We start from the raw sequence: 23,128 nt of genomic DNA, 5'->3' as shown, positions 1-23,128 counted from the left end.
TTTACCTCTTTTATATCCAAGGCCTAACACGCTTTTTATAGCCGATAAACTCCTGTCCAAAGATCGCCTCAAGTGCGCGCTCTTCTGGACGTATTTGAAAGCGGTACATATAAAGCAGAAAGCCTGCAATACCCACCACACTCCAAATAGAGCCTAAATAACACGCCCATGCGCAGAGGGCTAATGCCATACCTAGATACATGGGGTTGCGGCTGAATCGATAAATGCCGGATGTCACCAGAGCGGATGCCGTTTCAGGCTTGAGTGGGTGAACTGTGGTTTTTGCTCGATTAAAGCTAATCACTCCTGCAATCGCACAAAATACACCGAAAGCTAACAGTAGAGCGGTTGCCATTAACTGGACAAAAGGTAGCGAGCTGTCGGCCGCTATGGTCGATGCTGTGCTAGATGTGATTTTATTACTATGAGTTACTTGAGCTATAGCCCACATAAGCGCTGCAAAAACAAGCATGATTATGGGTGGGGGGATTTTATTTTCTAACTTTATCTTGAAATTGTGCAAGGCTCTTCCTTTGAGTCGCTTCAATGTTAATAAAGTAATATGTTATCGGCCATTAATAAATAGCTCCTTGGTTTATAAGCACTATACGCTAAGCAATAAGCATTGATTGAGTTAGAAAGTCTTTCAAATAATAACTATGCAGGTGTTTGTTCTGCTGCTTTTACCTTTTTCTACTCTAGGTAGAGAAAACCCTTGTTGTACTCAGTACTTATTAACTGGGGGTTGTTGAGTTTTTGTTCGATATTAGTACTTCTTATGGGGTATTGATGGCTAAAGCCTGAATCAGTTAATAATTCTTAGTGATCTAGCTTCAAGAATTTATACTCGTTAAGTCAAATGTGTTACATCTTTTTATTATATGCGCAACAGCTAAAGATAATAATCATTCTCAAACACCACATATCCTAGTGATTTTAATGGTGAATTGGTTTTACCTATCTATTAAGGTGTATCTGTTTTGCGTGTTTATATTGTGAGGTAACAGACGGTTTTCACGAAAACTTGCTGCAAGCCTCAAGTTATTGCCAGATATGCACAATCTTGAATTTAGATATCCTACTTGAATAAAATACCCACTTCGATATACAACCGGTCTGTAGTTAATGTCCACAATAAAAACCATAAAGTCAGTGAATTTTATGGCCAAGTTAATGGCTAGTAGTTTACTCACTATGCTCATCAGTGTTTTGCCTGCGCAAGCAACTCCATGGGATAAGCTTGACTCAACGCAACTCGAACAAAAATTAACAGAGAAATTTAGCGAAGGTAAGTACTCTCCGAAAGGGGCGGACTCTTGCCTTATGTGCCATAAAAAAAATGCCAAGGTAATGGAGATCTTTGACGGCGTTCACGGTGATATGAGTAATAGCAAGTCACCTATGGCTGGCATTCAATGTGAAGCCTGTCATGGCCCACTTGGTCAGCATAATCGTGGTGGTAAAGAACCCATGATTAGCTTTAGTCCTGATAGCAAGCTTTCAGCATCAAGCCAAAACAGTGTGTGTGAGGGATGTCATAACGACCCTAATCTGATGTCATGGCATAACAGTACCCACAACTTAGAAGAAGTGGCCTGTAGCGACTGTCATAACATCCATGCAGCGAAAGATCCTGCACTTGACCGCTTAACGGTAAATGACACCTGTACTTCATGTCACACTCGCGCTAAAGCCGATATGAACAAGCGCTCATCGCACCCAATGAAGTGGGATCAGATGACCTGTACCGATTGCCACAACCCTCATGGTTCGATGACCGAAAGTGCGCTTATCAAACCAAGCCTAAATGAGACATGTGCCGAGTGTCATGCCGACAAACGCGGCCCATTCCTGTGGGAACATGCGCCAGTAATGGAAGACTGCTCTAGCTGTCATACGCCTCATGGCAGTGTCAACGACAACTTACTTAAGTCTCGTACTCCTCAGCTGTGTCAGCAATGTCACGCCGATGATGGTCATGCTAGTCGTATGACGAGTCAAGCAGGTCTAGATGCATTCAGTGCTGGTAAGAGTTGCCTAAATTGCCACAGCAAGATCCATGGTTCTAACCATCCTGCTGGCAGCAACTTTGCCCGTTAAGTCTAGGAGTGACTATTATGCGTTCAATTAAACCTTTTTCATTAAACCTGATCACTCTTGCACTATTGGGCACGTGCAGTAGCGCAATGGCGGCCAACTTCGGCATCCAAAACGCAAACACGGCGAACATTAAAGCTGAGAGTTATCAGTGTAAGCGTTGTGTCGAACCTCAAGGTTACACTGGTAGTGTAGGTGTGAGTGTTGGCGCGATTGATGCCGATGACAACTATGCGATAAACCAGTTTGGTACAGGTAAAGATGGTGCTGTTGCTGGTGTCAACAGCGACCTTGCATATCAGCAAAATGGTTATAAAGCTAACGTTCAAGCCCACCAATTGGGTATGGATAATGGCTTTGTGAGCATGCAAGCGGGTAAGAGCGGTCATTACAAGCTGGATCTGGATTTTCAGACTATTACCACTAACCAAGGCAGCAATGCGGCCACTAACCTTTGGCAAAACGATGGCATGCTTAACCCGAGTGAGCATACTCGCGTATTGGATCTTGAGCTACAGAGACAGCGCAGCGGCATCGGTTTCGAGTATGACTTCTCTGAGGTGCTGGGACTGGGCTTAAACAGTTACGCACGTTTTGATCGTGAAGATAAAACCGGTCACCGTAGCGCAAGCCTAACGAGTCCACGACCAACAAACTTCGCTGAAGCTGTTGATGAAACCACTGATAACTTCAGCGCTGGTGTTGTGCTTGATGGTGCTAACTGGTTGTCAGAGCTGAGTTATAACGGCTCACGTTATAACAACCATATGGGCGATTTAAGCCTACCTTATGCCTATGACGTATACAGTGCGACACCAGATAACCAAGCACATCAAGTGTCGTTATCGGGACAGTACCGTTTAGCTTCTAGTGTCTTTAGTGGTCGTGTGGTTACTGGTCGTATGATCCAAGATCAAGACCTTATCCAGATGAGCGGCAACCCAATTCACAACTGGGACGGTCAGGTTGATACTTTAAGTTCAAACCTTGCTGCCAGTACGCGAGTCAGTAACCGCTTACGCCTAGGTGCAAGCTATGACTATAGCAAGCGTGATAACCGCTCATCGGTATTTGATTTCGCTCAGTATGAATTCAACTCTATGTCTGGTGCGTTTAAACAGAACACACCGATGGATATCGAGCGCCAGACTTTCAAAACTAACGCTAGCTACCGTATTGCCAGTGGTTACCGCTTACAAGCAGGTTACGACTACAAACAAGTTGAGCGTAGCTACGGCGAGCGTGAAGAGACTCGTGATAACGAGTTTTGGAGCAAGCTAAGCATTCGTGCTATCGACAAGCTGACCCTAGATTTTGGTGTGAGCTATGGTGAGCGTGGCGGTAGTGAGTATCAAGCGAATGAGCTGACTAGCGACGAGACTGAGTCGTTAATGCGCAAATACAACCTTGCCGATCGCAAGCGCAGTGAAGTGAATGCTAGAGCAAACTATGCACCGCTTGAGTGGTTGAGCTTTGATGTTAGCACTTACTACGCCAATGATGACTATGATGCCACGGTAATCGGTCTAACTCAGGCAAAAGACTACGGCTATGACATCAATGTTCATGCTCAGCTTTCAGCGCCGCTATCGGTATATGCATTTGCGGGTCAACAGTGGATCGATTCAGACCAAAGTGGCGACCAAGCGTCGATTTGGCACACAGAGATTAATGATGAGTTCATCAACTTAGGCCTAGGTGCAACTTATTCAGGCTTAATGGATGGCAGATTGATTTTAGGTAGTGATTACCTATTTGCTAACTCATCAAGTAATACCGGTGTGAATGGTTACAACTCTGGCAGCAACATCAACAATAGCTATGGCAGTTATTACTCGTACAACCACAGCGTGAGCTTATACGGGCAATACCTGATTTCAGAGCAGATGGCAGTCAAGTTGGCTTACCAGTTTGAACGTTATTTTGATACCGACAGTGCTGCGGTTGCTCCCGATAGCATTCCAGGTTTAATCACCTTGGGTGACCTGAACCACAATTACAACGCCCATCAACTGATGTTGACCTTCAGCTACAAGCTGAAATAGGTCGAGTCAGTCACTAATAAGTTTGAGGAAAACAAGATTATGGAACGTAGAAGTTTCTTAAAAATGAGTGCTGCGCTGGGCTGCGCAGCAACAGTTACCGGCTGTAATTCAAGCTCTGACGATGCCAACGTGATCCCACCACAACCACCTGTTAAAGATGAAGTGGTGAACTGGTCATCTTGTCTAGTTAACTGTGGTTCTAACTGTCCAATTAAGGTCTTTACTAAAGACGGTATCGTGACACGCGTTGAAACTGACCACGAAGTAGAAGACAACTATGGTCTACACCAAGTTCGTGCTTGTGCTCGTGGCCGTTCACTACGTCAAAGAAACTACGCAGTTGACCGCCTAAAGACACCAATGAAGCGTGTTGGTGAGCGCGGTAAAGCAGAATTTGTACCAATTAGTTGGGATGAAGCAACTAGCATTATTGCTGAAAAGTTATCTGCTGTTTATGCACAAGAAAATGGTGCTAAGTCAGTATTCCGTAGCTATGGTTCAGGTGCTTACTACGGTTTTGCATCAAATGCTTGTTTCAACCGTCTATTTAATCTCAACGGTGGCTGCCTAAATGCTTATGGTAACTACTCTTGGGCACAGCAGATGGAAGCGGCGAAGCACACCTTCGGTACGGGTAGTACAGCTGGTTCGTCAACCATCACTATCGAAGACAGTGACTTCTTCCTAGGCGTGGCGTACAACCCTAGCGAAATCCGTCAATCGGGTTCAGGTGAAGGTTACGACTACCTACAAGCGCTACAAAGAAACAACGGCCTAGAAGTGGTGATGATCGATCCTCGCTACACAGATTCTATGCTAGGTAAAGAGTCAAGCTGGTTACCAATCCGTCCAGGCACCGATGCGGCATTTGCTGAAGCGGTAGCTTATGAGATGATCAACCACGCTAACTTTGCAGCTCAGTCACTACCATTTGTACTTGAGAATTCTGTTGGTTTTACTAAGCAATCAATTGAAGATCAAATTGCTATTTTCGCAGCGAGCGGCGATGCCACTAAGCAAGAATACGCAAAAGTGATGAATTCTGATGATAACTACCAAGACTACATTTTAGGTCAAGGTATTTACACTGACGCTAAAACACCAGAGTGGGCAGAGTCAATCTGTGGTATTTCTGCTGACAAAATTCGTTATATCGCCGACAAGCTAATGACCGCTAACGCGCCATACATAGTGATTGGTGCGGGTGTTAACCGTCAAGCAAACGGCGAGCAAAGCATGCGTGCACTTTACATGCTATCAGTGCTAACCGGTAAGCTAGGCACACGTGGTGCATCAAACGGTGAGCTACCATACATGAGCAGCATGTCTCGTGCTGGCATCCCAACAGGTAGCAATCCAGTTAAAGAAAGCATCTCTTTCTTCACTTGGTCTGAAGCGATTCTAAACGGTGAAACCATGACGGCACGTAGTCACGGCGTTCGCGGTACAGACGGTTTAGATACACCACTGGGTGCGAATATTAAGTTCATTCTATCAGCCTCTGATAGTTCACTGCTGAACCAGCATGCAGAAATCAACAACACGGCTGAAATCTTCCGCACAGCAGAAGATCTATTCATCGTTTCTTGTGATTGCTGGATGACCCCAGGCGCTAAGTTCGCTGACATTATCCTACCTGATACTAGCTGGTTAGAATCAAACGATTTAGTTAACGACTCTTATGCTTCAGGCTCTCTAGGTTACCTAACTGCAATGTCTTCATCTGTTGAGACAATGTGGGATTGTAAGTCTATGTACGAAGCCGCTGCGATGATCGCTGACAAGATGGGCGTTGGCGCTGGCTTTAGAGACGGCAAGAACGAAGATGAGTGGTTAGAACAGCTATACCAAAGCACTAAAGCTAACAGCAATAACATCGGCGTGTCTCCAGCGTTCCCTGCAACTTACAAAGAAGCACAAAAAATTGGCTTCTTCCGTAAGAACATGAACGATAACCACGTTGCACTGCAAAGTTTTGTTAAAGAAGGTAAAGCGCTTTCTACTCCAAGTGGCAAGATTGAAATCTACTCAGCGGAACTTGCATGGCGCGCAGCTAACTGGGACCAAGAGAACAGTGCTCAAAACCCAACAGGCGTTAAAGGCGATACCATCACAGCTATTCCACAGTACACAGTGACGTGGCACGGTTATGAAGATGAAGACGCTAAAGCGGATTACCCAATCCAGCTTGCGGGTTACCACACTAAAGGCCGTACTCACTCAAGCTACCACAACGTGCCATGGCTACGTGAAGCGGTAGAAGACGCGGTTTGGGTTAACCCAATGGACGGTGCTAAGCATGGCCTAAGCTCTGGCGACAAGATTGAGATGTACAACGAGCGCGGTTCAGTTGAAGTGACTGTTCGTATCACGCCACGTGTTGCGCCAGGTGTTTTTGCACTAGGCCAAGGTGCTTGGTACAACCCAGGTAACAAGCGAGGCAGCACTGGCCATATCGTTGACGAAGGCGGTGCGATTAACTCGTTAACACGCTATCAGCCAAGCCCAGTTGCTAAAGGTAACCCACAGCACACTATCCGTGTTGCCATTAAAAAGATTTAAGAGAGTAGTTAATTATGACTGAACCAACTCAATACGGTTTTTACGTAGACAGCACTAAGTGTACTGGTTGTAAAGCGTGTCATGTATCTTGTAAAGACCGTCAAGGTAACGAGATCCGTAATAACACTAACCCAGAAGCTAATGGTGTTCCGGCACTGAACGGTGTTACATGGCGCCGCGTGTATGAATACGGTGGTGGACAGTGGACTGAAGGCCAAAATGGCTGTTTTGAGCAAAGCGTATTTGCTTACTACATGTCAATCGGTTGTAACCACTGCTCAGAGCCTGTGTGTGTTAAAGCTTGCCCAACAGGTGCAATGCATAAGCGCCGCGAAGATGGTCTAGTACACGTTGCACAAGACCTATGTATCGGTTGTGAGAGCTGTGCTCGAGCATGCCCATACGATGCGCCGCAAATTGACCGTGAACGTAAAGTGATGACCAAGTGTGACGGTTGTTTCGAGCGTATCGCAGAAGGTCGTAAGCCTGTGTGTGTTGAGTCTTGCCCACTACGTGCACTAGACTTTGACACTATGGATAACCTACGCGCTAAGTACGGTAATGGCGATGGCCATATTGCACCACTTCCACCAGAGTCTATTACTTCACCAAACCTTATCATTAAGGCTAACGTGCATGGCGGACAAGGCGGCGATATCCTTAACCCAACTGAAGTATAACTTCAGCGAAAAGTTAGTTATCAAGGTACTGTCAGTAACACAAGCATAGCGGGCTTTGGCCCGCTTAACTTGTAAGGTAAATTATGTCTTCAAAAACAGAGTCGATTACTCAATCTAGCACTGCTCAATCATCTTTAAGCAAAATTGATTTTGTTGAGTATCAAGGTTTAGCGCGAATACTGCATCACTGCCTTATTCGTTACCCAGAAGCCGATTTTATCAATGGGTTAAAAGATTGCGATGTAGCAGGCAGCTGGCCTGAGTTTGAACATCGCCTGGAAAATAGCAATGGACGTCAATTGCTGGGGACTTTTCTGCAGCAATGGTCTTCTGATATTGATTGCGCGGATCTGGAGAAGGCATTAATCAGCTTAAAGCTGGATTACGGCCAACTTTTCTTCGGGCCAGGCGAACCGACAGCTGTGCCGCAAGGCTCAGTTTATCTGTGTGAAGAACAGTTGATTAATGACAGAACCACCGTTGAACTGATGGACTTTTATCGCGCTCACGGCGTTGAGTTACAACTCGATTATAAGCAGCCAATTGATCATATCGGACTCTTTTTTGCCGTACTGGATCAAACCTTTGGTCGTTTACAGACTGAGAGCGACAATCAAGCCTTGGTTCGCTTCGTTCAAGTGTTACTGCAGCAGCACCTATTGCCTTGGGCAATGCGTTGCTGTCAATTAGCTAATGAGCATGCCAAGACTGATTTTTATCGTGGTATCGCCTTGCTAACCGCTGACTTCTTGATGCAACTGCAGCAAGACTTTCAGGTGTTGCCGCTTGATAAACGACTGTTTCGTTAATACTGCTTAATGTGTAAGCAGACTCCAGAACGAGTCAGTGAATAGCAAAAAGCCCGCAAATGAGTGTTTGCGGGCTTTTTATTTTACAGTTAAACCTAGATTCAAATTAACTATGACTACCCATATTACGACTGGATTGGCGCTTTTCACTACGAACCTTCTCTAACTGAGTGTTGATAGTCTGCAGTAGTTGGCAAAGCCGTTGGGCGTCGCTGCTGAGTGTCTGAGCTGATGTGTTGCTTTCGCAATTATTCAGTGACTGACTCCATTGATAGGCAATCGTTAGCACTAAATGCTCTGCTTGTCCTAGCTCACCTTGTTCTATCTCTTTGACAAACAACAGACGGCTAGCTGCAAACAAGCAGTGCAGGGCAAGTTCATATTCTAGCGGCGTCTGCTCGTTACTTTCCATTGGTGGCAGCCAGACCGGTTCACCCTCTGCAAATACCAGTGCAGCGATAGTATTGGTAACAGTGGTGAGTGACGTTGCTCCGCCAAACAGTTGATGCACCTTGTCAGAGCTATGTAGAGTTAAGGCTAATCTGTGCGCAAGAATCGACTTACTCCACTGCTGGCCTAATGAGCGTCTTAGAGTCATTTAATCAAAATCTCGTATAAACGGCCTCAAAACTGAGGCGAAATCAAGCTAAGCGTTTAGTTTAGCATTATGACTTATTGCAAGGTGTGCATAGCACAGCATAATCGACTTAAGGCGCTAAATTTACTAGGTCTGTGGTACATTTCTGCTAAAATCGCCTGCTATTATGATGAATTTTTAAGGTTTAAAATGGATATTCAACGCGTTAACCCATGTGCAAATTGGTCCGATGCTACCGTGTTCAATAACATGGCACACTTTGTTGAAATTGCTGCTGATGTCGACGGTGATATGCAAAGTCAAACTGCGCAGATTTTTGAGCAGGCTGAAGCCACATTAGCCAGTGTAGGCAGTGATAAATCACGTCTATTATCGGTGACGATTTATGTTACCGATTTTGCAAACGTGGCGGTATTTAACCAAGCATGGCAAGCCTGGTTACCAGAAGGTTGTGCCCCGAGTCGCGCCTGCTTAAAAGTCGAGTTAGCCGATCCTAAGTATTTGCTTGAAATCGCCTTTGTTGCAGCGGTTAAGTAAAGCCTTAACGACACTTTCAAAGTAGTGACTAAAGCTAACAGTTTAATCTAGCTGTTTGAGCAGATGACGCACTTGAGCTTGAGTATCATCAATTTTAGTCACTACCGCTTGAGCGCTAGCTTCATTATCGGCCAGCTGTTGCCAATTGGATTGCCAGCTCAGTTTCAGTTCTTCTGCGGCAACACTGAGCTCAGGCTCGCTTAACATGCTCAAGTCGGCAATCAAATTGACTTTCACCCAGCCCTTACGTGGGTTTCATAGGAGCAGGTCGTTATCGTAATGGACTGCCTACACGTTTGACTCAAGCTCAGATAGCTGCAGTAGCAGCTCAAAACTGGCTGAATGCACATTGCTGTTGTACTCGGTGACTTCCGATCCTGACGATATAGCTAAACTTATCTACTCTCGAATTCAACAAATTCACTCGTGACTCACTGGTGCTCCAGCATGTGTCAACTCACTCTATATCAGCTCATGACTGCAGTCGCTCTTAAGCAATAAACTCATAAACTCACCCGTTCAGGAGGTCTCTGATATTTATTCGCTTGCTTACGATTGTGTACCAATATTGAGTGAACCTGTGTGGGACAAAAATGGTTTCGTCATTGTACCTTTTTAGCTCTTTTTACATTGCGTGGCGTTAGTATTTTGTTTTGCTTAATTAGTTGGTGCTGGATTAAATCTCTTTATATTGTGTAATCGCGGGGTTATATGCTGCTATTTTTGCTATTTGGCAGATTTTATTTCTCGCAATAGCAATAAATCTTTGCAACTAAATGGCTTAGGGTTTATAACGATGAAAGCCAACATTGCATTGAAGATAAAAACTCTTGTGCAAGGTTTGCACAAATGAATAAGTCTACTTATGAGCTCCATTAAAAATGGGGTGATTACAACATGTCACGATCATATTTTACTGCATATAACCCAAAACTAAGGATAATACACTATGAAAGCATACCAAGTGCCCTTGATAGCTGGCGTCTGTTTAGGCATGGTAAGCACTGGCGTGGTGGCAAACACCAATCCAGCAGATAATGCTCAATATGAGAAGCGTTTTCCAAAACAGTATCAAAGTTGGGAAAAAACCGCAGAGAGTAAAGAGGCGACAAATTTACTCTCTGCGGATCCTAATTTAGTTATTCTCTGGGCTGGTTACGGATTTGCCAAGGATTATAAAGCTCCAAGAGGTCACCAATATGCTATTACTGATGTGAGGAGTACATTACGAACTGGCGCCCCAATGACGGCAGATGAAGGGCCTATGCCTATGGCCTGTTGGAGTTGTAAGAGCCCCGATGTGCCACGATTGATTGAGGAGGAGGGGGAAACTGGGTACTTCAAAGGTAAATGGGCCAAGGGAGGTCCAGAGATTGTTAATAATATAGGATGTGCAGACTGCCATGAACCTGGCACCTCAAAATTAAGGATCGCACGTCCATTTGCTGAGCGTGCTTTTGCTGCAATTGGAACGCCGTTTGATGAGGCTGAGAAGGGCCAGAAACAAAATATGGTATGTGGGCAGTGCCATGTGGAATATTACTTTGAAAAAACAGCAGAACATCCTAATTGGGTTAAATTCCCTTGGGATGATGGTACGAAAGTCGAAGATATGGAAGCTTATTACGATAAGATTAATTTTACAGATTGGACACATCAAATATCAAAAGCGCCAATGTTAAAAGCCCAGCATCCAGGTTACGAGACTACTGCACAGGGAATTCATGGTGAGATGGGAATATCGTGTACCGATTGTCATATGCCGCGGGTAACCAATGCAGAGGGTAAAGAATACACTGACCATAATATCGGTAGTCCGTTTGATAAATTTGAATATACCTGCACAACTTGCCACGAACAGACCAAAGAGCAGTTACAAAGCTTAGTTCAAGCCAATAAAGACAAGATTAATGCACTTAAGCTAAAGGCTGAAGACGCTTTGGTGAAAGCTCATTTCGAGGCTGGTGCCGCTTGGAAAGCGGGGGCAACTGAGCAGCAGATGGCTGCAGCGTTAACGGATATCCGTCATGCTCAATGGCGTTGGGACTATGCCATCGCCTCGCACGGCATAGCCGCTCACGCACCAGAAGAGGGTCTTCGTATTTTAGAAACCTCATTAGTTAAGTCGACAGAAGCTCGTGATAAGTTAGCAAAAATATTAGCAGCTCAAGGTGTTAATACCGCTGTGGTTATTCCAGATATTTCGACCGAAGCGAAAGCACAGGCCGTCTTAGGCATGGATATGAAAAAGATGCGCACCGATAAGGCCACCTTTATCGAGAAAGTCGTGCCAAAGTGGGAAGCGGAATATAAAGCCACTAATGGTGAGTAGATTTTAATTGTTATTACGCTATAAAGTCCGGGAATTTAGCTTCCCGGATTTTTTATGTCATGATTATTCTTTATTTATATACCGCTATCAGTGCACTCAGCACCTAAAAAGTATCATCTAAAGCTAGTTGGTCATTATTTCGTTGCAATGAGTAATGAAAAGATTGCGAGTCTATGCATCTATAGAGGGCAAAGTGGCAGTTCAACTTTCTTCTCTAAATAGCTAGCAATCAGTGTTTACCATTTCAGTTGTCTTATACTAATCAGTATAAGAAGTTGATCTACTCAGAACGATTTTTGGCAAACTAATCAAGGCGAATAACTGAAAGAATGGTTACTCTCTTTGTGAAGTTGTTCAACGCAGAAGTAGGCAGCCAAAATCGCTCCAGAATGGCGAGTTTTAGCGGCTCTGATACTGTGACTCTTAAGGAACAAGAGGGAGTTTAAACCTAGTTTAACTATGCTCTTCACTCGTTGCAAACCACGCGGTCTTGTATGTTCCCGACATACTTAAGACATTTTCTCCATCCTTGGAGGTCAGATGTGGTGAATGTCATTAATGCACGACTATATGGATATAGGAGGTACGAGACCATGGATGGCGAAGGCTGAATAATGCAGGAGCGATTATCGAGAGTAACGCTGTGGCAGTTACAGAGGAGCATTTAATGACCTTGTCTCAGAGCCGCTAAACTCTCGCTGAGCGACTAAATCTTTATACTGATTGGTACATTACAGCATCACGAGATTCATCTTCAAAAGAGATCAATTTGGGAAGGGCGATGACACTGATAATGCCTAGAATGATGACACCAACTCATTCAATGAGGGGAAACCCGTTAACATGATTACGCATAATTTATGTTTCACTATTCTAATCGAGGATTTAGTCTAAGCGTTTGAGCAGATGACGCACTTGGGCGCGAGTATCATCAATTTTAGTCACTACCGCTTGGGCGCTAGCTTCATTATCGGCCAGCTGTTGCCAATTGGATTGCCAGCTCAGTTTAAGCTCCTCTGCGGCAATACTGAGCTCAGGCTCGGTTACCATGCTTAAGTCGGCAATCAAATTGACCTTTACCCAGCCTTTACGTGGATTACCTAAAACCGGGTCTTGATCGTAGTGAGCGGCATAGACGATAGATTCAAGTTCAGACAGCTGTAGTAACAGTTCAAAACTCGCCGAACGCACATTGCTGTTGTACTCGGTGATCTCCATGCGCCAAACGTTATAGCTAAACCCCACTAAAGCAAACAACATGCTAAACACCGCTGTCAGCTGAAACACGGAAATGGTGTGTTTGCCAGAGATATCAATTTTCAAGATTGCCCCCTAAACAGATTTATTCGAATTAACTCTATGTAACGAACCCGATTCTAGCCAACTGACTTTAACCAAACCGACTTTCACTCATACTAGATAAAGACATAGAGAGCGCCAGTTTAATTTCAAGACTGATAAGCCTCAATTGAGCTTGTTTTTTCCGATGCACAGATAGCGCTAATTTAAGCCCTCAATAGCAGAGGTAAACGCCTCATTTTCAGCCGGGTTAATTATTGAGCTTATGTGAAAATCCCCTTTGAAAATAAAAAGAAAATTAAATTGCTGTAGCTTTTGACAACGTGGTTATAGCGACTACATTTTATATATCTCAATACCCTCACATAATGGATGGATAACCTATGAAAGCATACAAAGTTTCCTTGATAGCTGGAGTCTGCATTGGCATTTTAAGTAGTACAGCGATGGCAAAAACGAATCCAGCAGATAATGCTCAGTACGAGAAGCGCTTTCCTAAGCAATATCAAAGCTGGCAAAAAACAGCTGAAAGCAAAGAGGTTTCCAATGCATTAGCCGCTGATCCTAACTTAGTTATTCTGTGGGCGGGTTATGGGTTTTCTAAAGATTATAACGCCCCTAGAGGGCATCAGTATGCAATTACCGATGTGAGAACCACACTACGAACTGGCGCACCGATGAAAGCGGATGAAGGCCCTATGCCGATGGCTTGTTGGAGTTGTAAGAGCCCTGATGTCCCGCGTGTTATCGAAGAACAAGGTGAGGGAGAGTACTTCAAGGGCAAGTGGGCTAAAGGTGGCCCTGAAATCGATAATGTCATTGGTTGTGCAGATTGTCATAAGCCTGGAACACCTAAGTTAAGGGTCGCACGGCCATTTGCTGAGCGTGCCTTTGCGGCAATTGGTACACCATTTGATAAGGCTGAAAAAAGCGAGAAGCAAAATATGGTGTGCGGCCAGTGTCACGTGGAGTATTACTTTGAAAAAACAGCCGAGCATCCAAATTGGGTTAAGTTCCCTTGGGACGATGGCACCTCAGTAGAAGAGATGGAAGCATACTATGACAAGTTGAAGTTCAAAGATTGGACCCATCAACTATCAAAAGCGCCTATGTTAAAAGCCCAGCACCCTGGGTATGAGACTACCGCTCTGGGTATGCACGGTGAGATGGGAATATCATGTACAGATTGTCATATGCCGCGTGTAACCAATGCTGAAGGTAAAGAATACACAGACCATAATGTAGGTAATCCATTTGATAAATTTGAATTTACCTGTGCAACCTGTCACGAACAAACCAAAGACCAGTTGCAAGGGCTAGTACAGGCAAATAAAGATAAGGTTAATACCCTAAAGCTTAAGGCTGAGGCCGAGTTAGTGAAAGCTCACTTTGAGGCCGATGCCGCTTGGAAGGCGGGAGCAACAGAGCAGCAAATGACTACGGCGTTAACGGACATTCGTCATGCTCAATGGCGTTGGGATTTTGCCATTGCATCTCACGGTATCGCTGCTCACGCGCCGGAAGAGGGACTGCGTATTTTAGAGACGTCATTAACTAAAACCGCTGATGCCCGCGCTAAGCTTGCTAAAGTATTGGCAGCTCAAGGTGTTAAAACGGCTGTCGCAATTCCAGATATCTCCACAGAAGCGAAAGCGCAGGCACTTTTAGGCATGGATATGGAAAAAATGAATGCAGATAAAGCAATCTTTATCGAGAAAGTGGTACCTAAGTGGGAAGCTGAATATAAGGCGACCAACGGCGGTGAGTAGACGTTAACGGTTGTGACTTTAATAAAATCCGAGAAGTTGGCTTCTCGGATTTTTTTATCTCACGTTTATCCTTAATTTTTATAACTGCTATCCATGCGCCCACAGAGGAGAAGAGTGTGTATAATGGCCTAGTTTGAATCGTTAGCAATCTGTGTTTACCATCTCAGTAGTCTTAGTATCAAAATCGTAAAAAATATAGCAATTCATCGATTGATCGTCAGTGATCCCTTTTGGGTATAAGTAAAATCCCCCAGCCCACCAAACCTGATCAAAGTTATTATCTAAGTCCAACATGGCATTGATTTGTTCAGACTCTGTGCCGCGGCGAAATAGATCGATATGGGGAAATCCCTGTATTGGATCGACACAGATTTGCACATTATTGATCTCTACAGACTTAAAAGATTCTAATCGACTATTATTTGACTCGCAGTCTTTATCTGAAGCAAAACCCTTGGCCCGAACAAGACTGATTGCACTCTTAACTGAAGCATAAGTTTGCCGCATCACGGCATCATGAGATTCATCTTCAAAGGAGATAAATTTGGGGATAGCAATAACACTGATAATGCCAAGAATGATAATGGCAACAACTAATTCAACTAGGGTAAATCCTTCAGCTTTAGTTTTCATCTTGTTCGGTTCTCGATAAATTTGGGCAATACGAACTATGAAAGCAAATTGAGTTAATCCCCTCGCTTTGGTGGGGAGCTATTGCATAAGTATAGGAATAGCTTCCGATTCCGCAGAAGGTTGATGCTAATTTATTTTTAGATTTACCGAACGATGCGCTACAATTTGTTTACATTTATGACGTTGCAGGATGCACTTATGAAACAGAGATACAGATTCATCGTATACAGCCTACTATTATCGAGCGCTTCAATTTATGCCGAAGAGCATGACCTTTCGATTAAAGATGTGGGTGGAAAGCCTGCGACACCGCAAACTCAGGCTGCAAATCGAGCCTATGCCGAGACCTTAAACTTCACCGATGTTCGAGCCTTTGAGAATAATGATAAGGGGCTCGTTGCTGAGTTTGACCAAAAAACCGGTGACATCATTCGTAATAGTTTTAAGTTTATCGATGAAAACTCTGCAGATAGTGCGCCAGCAACAGTCAATCCATCGCTTTGGAGACAGGCGGTTTTGAATCAGAAGGCCGAAGGCCTTTATGAGGTGTTACCCGGGAAAATATATCAGATCCGTGGGGCAGATCTTGCCTCACTTTCCTTTATTCGCGGGAAAACAGGTTGGATAGTTTATGATGTGTTAACCACTAAGGAGGCTGCGGCGCAGTCTTTGAAGTTCTTTCAAGAGAATGTGCCTCAAGACGGTGATCTCCCGGTTGTTGCGATGCTCTACTCCCACTCTCATGCCGACCATTTTGGCGGTGCCCGCGCTATCCAGGAGGCCTTTCCTGATGTGAAGGTCTATGGATCAAAAAATATCACCAAGGAAACGGTCGATGAAAATGTCCTTGCTGGGAATGCCATGTCACGTCGTGCAGCCTATCAATATGGCGCCACACTGGGACGTAATGAGCACGGCATCGTCGATGCGGCTTTAGCTAAAGGTTTATCCTCGGGCCAAATTACCTATGTTACGCCCGATTATGAGCTTAACCTAAAGGCCGATGTGGAGGAGTTAACCATCGATGGCTTAGAGATGGTTTTCCTCGATGCATCGGGAACCGAAGCACCATCAGAAATGGTGACTTACATACCTTCAATGAAAGCCTTGTGGACTGGTGAGGTTACCTATCAAGGTATGCATAATATTTACACCTTACGAGGTGCTAAAGTTCGTGACGCCTTAAAGTGGTCAAAGAAAATCAACCAAATGCTCAATATGTGGGGAGGTGAGGTCGAGGTACTGTTTGCGTCGCATTCGGCACCTATCTGGTCAACAAAGGAGATCGTAGATTATCTAAAAATGCAGCGAGATGCTTATGGCTTTACTCATAATCAAACTTTGAGACTCGCCAATAATGGCTACGTTCTGCAAGATCTGGGTGACAAAATATATGAAGTGATGCCTGAGAGTATTCAAAAAGCATGGCATACCAATGGTTACCACGGTACCTACTCACATAATGCCCGCGCCGTTTACAATATGTATTTGGGCTATTTTGATATGAATCCTGCCAACTTAAACCCGCTACCGATTAAAGCCGAGTCTGCCAAGTTTGTAGAATATATGGGCGGCGCGAAGGCTATTTTAAATAAAGCGAAAAAAGATTTTTCCGATGGTGATTATCGCTTTGTCGCTACGGTTTTAAATAAAGTCGTGCAGGCCGAGCCTAATAACACAGAGGCAAGAGCGATGCTGGCAGATGCCTATGAACAAATGGGTTATCAAGCGGAAGGGGCGGGATGGCGCAATATTTATCTCACTGGCGCACAAGAGTTACGTCTGGGTAAGGTCAGCCCTGGAGCCCCTAAAACGGCCTCAGCTGATATCCTATCTGAAATGGACCCTGGGATGTTACTCGATTATATTGCAGTCCAAGTAGATTCGTTAAAGGCTCAACATACGCCATTTACGATGAATATTATCGTTGACGGTGAAGTCTATTTTGTTGAAATGTCTAATGGCAACTTAAGTAATATTAAAGTCGAGCAGGCTAAAAAGGATGCCGATGCAACAATCACCTTGGATGACGATGGCTTTACAAAAATATTGTTGGGTCAAGCCCGTCTGTCAGATCTGATTGCATCGAAGGACGCGACTCTTGAAGGCGATGATACGGTGTTGAGTAAGTTGGTTAGTACCTTAGTTAAGTTCGATGAAAAGTTTGAGATCGTGCCGTTTAGCGACAAAACAGTAGATTCAAATTTATATCAGTAATTGAAAACCTTGAGTTAACGATACTTTTCAACAAGGAGCGTTTTTAATTCTCTAGCAAGCCTCAAATATTGCTGTCGTCAAGCCGTACCAGTATTTGAGGTGAGCGTTTTCTACTGAGTCTGCCGTATAACGGCTGAAGTGAGGTGGAACAGAGATAACTGGCGCAGAGAGTGCAGTAGGATAGATGGAGCGTATTTTCTTAGCCGTTCTGGACTTTGGCTTGATACTTGTTGATAAAATCTAAAAGAATCATTTCCCCTGATATTCCAACTTTCTCAGCTTTGAAGCATTCGTATATGGCCGTCTCATGCTCGGCGATTAATCGGAAACTGTCGGTTTCTATTCTGGCTTCATCAGCCCAGTCACGATATTTCTTCTCGTAAGGTTCAACCCAGTTGACTAGGGTATCGACTAGCTCTGCCCATGGTAGATGGCACCATTTCTGGGCATCACTGTTGCCCTTGTTGATCATTGCACCGTTATTACAATCGTACTCAAATTGATGCTCAGCTAATGTATTTTCGAGGAGGTTAGCGGTTAGCGTCTCAACTTGAATTAAGGTTTTCCACAATGTTTTTGAGGATGCTTTGAACTGATAGTTGTTGTCTAAATAGCTGAAAAAAGAGATGCCATAAATTTCGCCATCGTAAGCATTTTGGATGCGCTCTATCATAAGTTAGGTTTCTTCAGCTTCTTAGTGGGTATGATAGTAAATGTTTAAGCTTAGGGATAAAAGCGCTTTTTATGGGCTTAGTGGACAATGATGAGTAGGTAATAATGAGTGGGTAATGATGAATGGCTTAAACTCAAGAGCGACTCCATCATGTGAGTCACCTTTACCCGTGTTGTCGCTGCTTTATAACAATAAAAAACGCAGCTTTTATTAAGCTGCGTTTTATTTACTCGCTCTATCAAATTGCACTTTAGGCTTGTTTTATCGGCTCGCTTTATCGAACGGCTTGTCGTTAAAAGCTCATCTCTGGCACATATTCTGGCACCACAAGCCTACCGGCTATTAATTGGCCTGTTAACTACAATGTAATTAGACGCTTAAAGTATTAATCAGTATAGATTTTTAAATTATCAGGTAAACTTTCTAATCCATTCTTATCTAACAGTTGGCACTCTTTAATCTCTAAAGTTCGGAGTTTTTGTAAATTCATTATTGCCGTCAAGTCAGTAACATTAGTATTGTTAATGCAAAGGCTCGTAAGCTCTATTAAGTTTGTCAAAGGCTTTAAGTCAGAAATAATCGTATTATTGAGCCAAAGCACACCGAGTTTTTTTAATCTTGCAATTGGGCCTAGCTCTGCAATTTCAGTCCCGTCTAAATCTAGGTACTCTAGTTGTGTCAAATTACTGAGTGGACTAAGGTCTGAAACTAACGTATAGCTAGCGAAAAGAGAATCTAATTCTACTAGTTTAGCTAATGGAGTTAAGTCCTTCACTGAAGTTTGCCCAAAATCCAAATATTTTAATCTTGTCATTCCTTCCAAAACCGCCAAGTCGGAAACTCCTGAATTTTTAAGTGTTAAGTTTTCAATATTTTTTAACCTTTCCAAAGGAGCCAAGTCTGTAACATTAGTATTGTTCAAATAGAGTGATCGCAATTTTAATAATTTAGCTATGGGCTCCAAATCTACCAGAGGAGTGTTTGAAATCGCTAGAAGTCGAAGATTTTTTAAATTTGCTAATGGCGAAAAATCAGACACATGAATGTTAGTTAGCTCTAAAATCCCTAAGTGTTTTAAACATGCTAGTGGGCGTAAGCTATTAATCAGAATGTTGTTCAATTTTAATTGAAATAATTCTGGAAAGAGCTTCAATGGCCGTAGGTCTGCAGATTTCTCACCAGTTAAATCCAGAGTAATTAAATTTTGTTTATCATACAGTTTGATAGCAGTATCGACTGCTCTACGACTAAAGCTGTCATGATTGTTGAAGTCTTTGCTAAGTTCTGGCCACAATGTAGAGATGGAAGTTGATCCATGATTAGAGTCAAGGTTGAGGTTAAATAACCATAAGTTAGAGAGCTGTTCTTGACGGTAGTTTGGAGGTAGTTTTACTGCTGGATTAAGTATTATTTTACTTAATAGGTGAACAGCATAATCTTGTTTTTCTCGATAAGTTACACCTGTATAACCTAATTTTTGAGTAAGCTTGTCAACAGGACCAAATAATTGATCCAAAAAACGAGTGTGTTGTTGGCGGTTATTACCATTGTGTGAAAAGTCTTCAAATACTAACTGCCAGCATTCAAACCAGCTTTGAGTATCGCAGCTTTGTGTTAATGAATTCACCAGCTTGTCATTTATACTCAGTTGCGACCACTGTTGGCTAATGAAGTGTGCTGCAAAGTATTCTTGAAATGATAAATGGCTGAATGCAAATAGGGTTTCATTGTCGTGCTCGGCATCTTGTCCTCTGTCAATCAAAAATCCAGTGCGGCGCTTGATGTAATCAATCAGTTTTTCGGCGGTGTATTGGCACTTATTTTTGTCTTCATAGACTTCTTCTAGTTCACGTGAAAAGAAGGTCAATAGCTGAGACTCTGTTAGGCTAGTACTGCGGGAAGCCTGAGTTTCAAATAGCAGGTCTTCAATTTGAGAAGTACTATCAGCATTACTCAGTAATACAGCAAGCTTACCTAATTGCATTGCATAGGCTAATTTAGCAAGCCAGTTGCGAATATCTGTATAATCGAAGTCTTCACTGTCAATAAAGTTATTATCGATGCCTCTTGCTCTGTCCATGCTGACCAAGTAGGTTTCGATGATCTTTTGATACAGCTCAGCACGACCATTCGGAAGACGGCCTCGACGGTGCTGAATAAAGCAAATCATGTTCAGTAATACAGGAGTTCGGGACAAGTTGTTGAGTGAATTATTATCGCTGAAAGCAGCTTGTAGATCCTCGAGAAATCTAGCTTGATCGTCGTTGTTTTTTACATAAATACGGCACCATTTCTGACTGAATTGCAGTCGTTGCTCGTTATTAAGCGGTTGAATGAAATAGGTTGAAAAATCATGTAGTTGTGACGAATGGTCTTTATGAAAGTACAAATCTGAACAGGCCGTATTATCTTTATAAGTACTGTTTAATTCACTTGGCTCATTCGTTAGTTTGATTTCTATTTTTTTCTTAGCATGTTCTTCATCTGGCCAAAGCAGAGCGGCATCAAAGCCTACTACTCTAGCTGTCATAATACATTTTATGGAAGGAAATCGGTTAAATAGCGTTGCAAGCGAACGTCCTAAATTTTGGATCTCTGTGTTACCGATTTCATCAAGTCCATCGACTAAAAGCAAAACTTGACCATTATCCATAGCTTGGGTCAATAGTTCTAGTTTTAGTAACTCACCTAAGGAGCCAAGATAGTGCTTAAGGTTGGCTATAAATTGCTCTGAATCGCATGCTGTCGCTAGGTAAGATTTAAAGTCTCTGACGCGCAATAATATCGGTAGTAACGGCCCTATGGACTGCTTGACATAATTGCTTCTATGATGAGCTAGACTAATCGCTAACCAATGCAGATAAGTTGTTTTACCGATCCCTGGATCACCTAATATGAACTGTCGAGGTCTACTGGCTAACAGTTTAGCCACACTGATATTATTCTTTATCTGTAATGCTTGCTGCTCTGTATCGTAGTTCTCGGCACTTGTACCACTGGTGTTAAAGCTCGGTAGAATGAATAGGTCATCGATGAAGGCACTATCTTGTTCGATATCTGCATCATCATCGAGCAGCGCAAGACCTTGGTTATTTAAACAACCATAATGTTCTGCTAATTTTCGGCAGTAACGCTCAAAGCCTTGACGGTAGAGGTCTATGTAAATGGAGTCTTCTGTAGCTTTGTACTCTGGAAAGTACTTCATTCTGCTTGTCCTCGGCCCTCAGGGGGAATCGGTGAATTATAGAATTGAATGAGCTGATGTAAATAGTCCCCCCAAGCCGTTAATTTGTCATTTTTTTCCATTTCAATTAGTAGTTCTGCACAGCGGAACTCTGAGATTTTATTAGGGTGTACAAATATACCCTGTGCTTCGGTATTTTTGGTTGTTAAGCTTTGCAAAGCAGGGATGTCAGATTTTCCATTTTCAGCAAACTTAAATAAATCGTTAATCGCTTCAGGACATACACTTATCATTTCATACACTTCCCGGTAGCTGACATAAGTGCTTGCGAGGAAAAGTAATGACTGAGCATGATATTGGTCTTGCTCTTTGCTAGATGTCTTTCTGATAAAAGAAGCTAGGCGGTTGCATATCATCTTTAGACGACGTGGGTTTGCTGGCAGGTAGCTTTGTCGTTCAAGTTCAGTTTTAATCAATGCGATTATGTCTATATATTTTTGATGTTCATCCTGAAAAATTTTATTAAGACTTTTACTTATAAAATCAGCAATATGCTGCTGGCTAGCAATGGGGAGCCTATGCGCATCTTGGCAAAGCTTCTCAAGATATTCTGTTGCGTGATGGCAGGATTGATCTTGATTTTTTGCAGAATTGACAAGTTGTGCGTGATCGAGTTTAAAGCTTGATTCAAGCTGTTCAGGGTCGATAGCGATGACAAAAATACAGTTCTCCAGATTTAGGTGAACCTTGATACCTTCTAGAAGCTTTTTTGCCGTTTTTGCATCACAGCGGTCGAGATCGTCAATGAAAATAATACATTTTCTGTCGATCTCATTAAATTTTACTTTGTTTGTAAGCATATGGTCGATAGCAGTGCTGAGAGCATTATTGATTTGATCGGTAGACAATTGACTCAGTAGATTATCTTTTTCATATTTTTCGCCAATTTTTTGAATTTTATCTAAGCCAGAAACAGTACCTGCGCTGAGTGTTTTTATCACACCGTCGAATATACTGAGACCTGCGACAGTACTGACATTAAGAATTTTTCCGGTTTGGTCAAAAAGCTTTCTTTTTTGGCTGAAGGACTGACGCATGGTATGCATAAGAGCAATAATGGGCTGAGATTCATGTTGATAGCGCCATGCTTCAAACCACACACCTTGATAGTTTTTGTTAATAGTATCTTTCTTACCATCAGTTGACTTATTGAAAATAGGCGGGTGTTCACCTAGTAGGCTTGTATATATCTGGGCTAATACGCTAGTTTTTCCACTGCCCCAATATCCAGTAACTGCAATGGTTTTTGGAGCTTGGCTGTGGCGTATATCCTCAACGATACTTTCGACGAAAGTTGTGTAGAGGTCTAAGTCGTCAATTAAGACCGGAGAGTCATTTAAACTTTTATAAGCCATGTGGTATCCGTATCGGGCGATGTGATTTAGCCGTGTAAGTGGTGATATATTACGGCTTTTTTAGTTTACTTTCTATTGCCTTATTATCAATTTAGGGGAATCTGTTTTTGATAGACTCCAAAGTCGCAATACTAAGTTTTTGGGATAAGACATTCGAAAATTATATGGTGCAAGCGACCATCGGAAAAAGGGACTTTTTCGTTAAGTCCCCATGGATGGGTTAATGGCGAGTCGCCTGAACTATAAAATTTTAAAGATGAGGAAGATATAGGCTCGCG

17 protein-coding genes are annotated in these 23,128 nt (G+C 43.0%); 9 read left to right on the top strand and 8 right to left on the bottom strand.

Features of this window, described 5'->3' with window-relative positions; translation table 11 throughout:
• Positions 1-10: 10 nt before the first annotated feature.
• Entirely contained in the window at positions 11-451 is a 441-nt protein-coding gene (locus tag JMA39_RS09505; protein ID WP_237732745.1) for a methyltransferase family protein, read from the bottom strand.
• 710 nt (positions 452-1,161) lie between these two features.
• On the opposite strand from JMA39_RS09505, the gene JMA39_RS09500 reads away from it, so the two are divergent.
• The 5 genes from JMA39_RS09500 (at position 1,162) to JMA39_RS09480 (ending at position 8,193) form a co-directional block, all read left to right on the top strand.
• On the top strand, positions 1,162-2,100 hold the full coding sequence (locus tag JMA39_RS09500; protein ID WP_202721634.1) for a DmsE family decaheme c-type cytochrome: 939 nt from the start codon (positions 1,162-1,164) through the stop codon (positions 2,098-2,100).
• 17 nt (positions 2,101-2,117) lie between these two features.
• Complete coding sequence (locus tag JMA39_RS09495; protein ID WP_202721633.1) at positions 2,118-4,142, top strand: MtrB/PioB family decaheme-associated outer membrane protein; 2,025 nt, start codon at positions 2,118-2,120, stop codon at positions 4,140-4,142.
• Between the two features lie 39 nt (positions 4,143-4,181).
• Positions 4,182-6,704 carry a DMSO/selenate family reductase complex A subunit gene (locus JMA39_RS09490; protein WP_202721632.1) on the top strand — a complete coding sequence of 841 codons (2,523 nt, stop codon included), beginning with the start codon at positions 4,182-4,184 and terminating at the stop codon, positions 6,702-6,704.
• Positions 6,705-6,718: 14 nt separating this feature from the next.
• Positions 6,719-7,384: a DMSO/selenate family reductase complex B subunit gene (locus tag JMA39_RS09485; RefSeq protein WP_202721631.1), complete on the top strand. Its 666-nt coding sequence runs from the start codon at positions 6,719-6,721 to the stop codon at positions 7,382-7,384.
• 83 nt (positions 7,385-7,467) lie between these two features.
• Positions 7,468-8,193: a TorD/DmsD family molecular chaperone gene (locus JMA39_RS09480; RefSeq protein WP_202721630.1), complete on the top strand. Its 726-nt coding sequence runs from the start codon at positions 7,468-7,470 to the stop codon at positions 8,191-8,193.
• A gap of 106 nt (positions 8,194-8,299) precedes the next feature.
• On the opposite strand, the gene JMA39_RS09475 is transcribed toward JMA39_RS09480, so the two are convergent.
• Positions 8,300-8,791, bottom strand: coding sequence for a hypothetical protein (locus JMA39_RS09475; protein ID WP_202721629.1), 492 nt, complete (start codon positions 8,789-8,791; stop codon positions 8,300-8,302).
• Positions 8,792-8,980: 189 nt separating this feature from the next.
• Between JMA39_RS09475 and JMA39_RS09470 the strand changes: the two genes are divergently transcribed.
• Complete coding sequence (locus JMA39_RS09470; protein WP_202721628.1) at positions 8,981-9,328, top strand: RidA family protein; 348 nt, start codon at positions 8,981-8,983, stop codon at positions 9,326-9,328.
• 42 nt (positions 9,329-9,370) lie between these two features.
• On the opposite strand, the gene JMA39_RS09465 is transcribed toward JMA39_RS09470, so the two are convergent.
• Complete coding sequence (locus JMA39_RS09465) at positions 9,371-9,565, bottom strand: hypothetical protein (protein ID WP_202721627.1); 195 nt, start codon at positions 9,563-9,565, stop codon at positions 9,371-9,373.
• Between the two features lie 712 nt (positions 9,566-10,277).
• On the opposite strand from JMA39_RS09465, the gene nrfA (JMA39_RS09460) reads away from it, so the two are divergent.
• A complete protein-coding gene (gene nrfA / locus JMA39_RS09460) occupies positions 10,278-11,660 on the top strand; it encodes an ammonia-forming cytochrome c nitrite reductase (protein ID WP_202721626.1) in 1,383 nt (460 codons plus the stop codon).
• Between the two features lie 885 nt (positions 11,661-12,545).
• Here the strand turns inward: nrfA (JMA39_RS09460) and JMA39_RS09455 are convergent.
• Complete coding sequence (locus tag JMA39_RS09455) at positions 12,546-12,983, bottom strand: hypothetical protein (protein WP_202721625.1); 438 nt, start codon at positions 12,981-12,983, stop codon at positions 12,546-12,548.
• Between the two features lie 359 nt (positions 12,984-13,342).
• Between JMA39_RS09455 and nrfA (JMA39_RS09450) the strand changes: the two genes are divergently transcribed.
• Positions 13,343-14,728, top strand: coding sequence for an ammonia-forming cytochrome c nitrite reductase (nrfA, locus tag JMA39_RS09450; RefSeq protein WP_202721624.1), 1,386 nt, complete (start codon positions 13,343-13,345; stop codon positions 14,726-14,728).
• A gap of 141 nt (positions 14,729-14,869) precedes the next feature.
• Here the strand turns inward: nrfA (JMA39_RS09450) and JMA39_RS09445 are convergent, their stop codons facing one another.
• The gene (locus JMA39_RS09445; protein WP_202721623.1) at positions 14,870-15,361 is read right to left on the bottom strand and encodes a prepilin-type N-terminal cleavage/methylation domain-containing protein; all 492 of its coding nucleotides are present in this window, start codon (positions 15,359-15,361) and stop codon (positions 14,870-14,872) included.
• Positions 15,362-15,559: 198 nt separating this feature from the next.
• Here JMA39_RS09445 and JMA39_RS09440 point away from each other — a divergent pair, with 198 nt between their 5' ends.
• The gene (locus tag JMA39_RS09440; RefSeq protein WP_202721622.1) at positions 15,560-17,578 is read left to right on the top strand and encodes an alkyl/aryl-sulfatase; all 2,019 of its coding nucleotides are present in this window, start codon (positions 15,560-15,562) and stop codon (positions 17,576-17,578) included.
• A gap of 199 nt (positions 17,579-17,777) precedes the next feature.
• On the opposite strand, the gene JMA39_RS09435 is transcribed toward JMA39_RS09440, so the two are convergent.
• From JMA39_RS09435 to JMA39_RS09425, 3 genes are all read right to left on the bottom strand, one after another.
• Positions 17,778-18,251, bottom strand: coding sequence for a hypothetical protein (locus JMA39_RS09435; protein WP_202721621.1), 474 nt, complete (start codon positions 18,249-18,251; stop codon positions 17,778-17,780).
• Between the two features lie 385 nt (positions 18,252-18,636).
• Entirely contained in the window at positions 18,637-21,456 is a 2,820-nt protein-coding gene (locus tag JMA39_RS09430; RefSeq protein WP_202721620.1) for an NACHT domain-containing protein, read from the bottom strand.
• Entirely contained in the window at positions 21,453-22,850 is a 1,398-nt protein-coding gene (locus tag JMA39_RS09425) for a KAP family P-loop NTPase fold protein (protein ID WP_202721619.1), read from the bottom strand. The genes JMA39_RS09430 and JMA39_RS09425 overlap by 4 nt, the downstream gene beginning before the upstream one ends.
• Between the last annotated feature and the right edge of the window lie 278 nt (positions 22,851-23,128).

Source organism: Shewanella schlegeliana (genome assembly GCF_016765635.1).
Classification (GTDB): Bacteria; Pseudomonadota; Gammaproteobacteria; order Enterobacterales; family Shewanellaceae; genus Shewanella; species Shewanella schlegeliana.
Note: the sequence above shows the minus strand (reverse complement) of the source record. Positions and strands in the feature narration are given on the sequence as shown.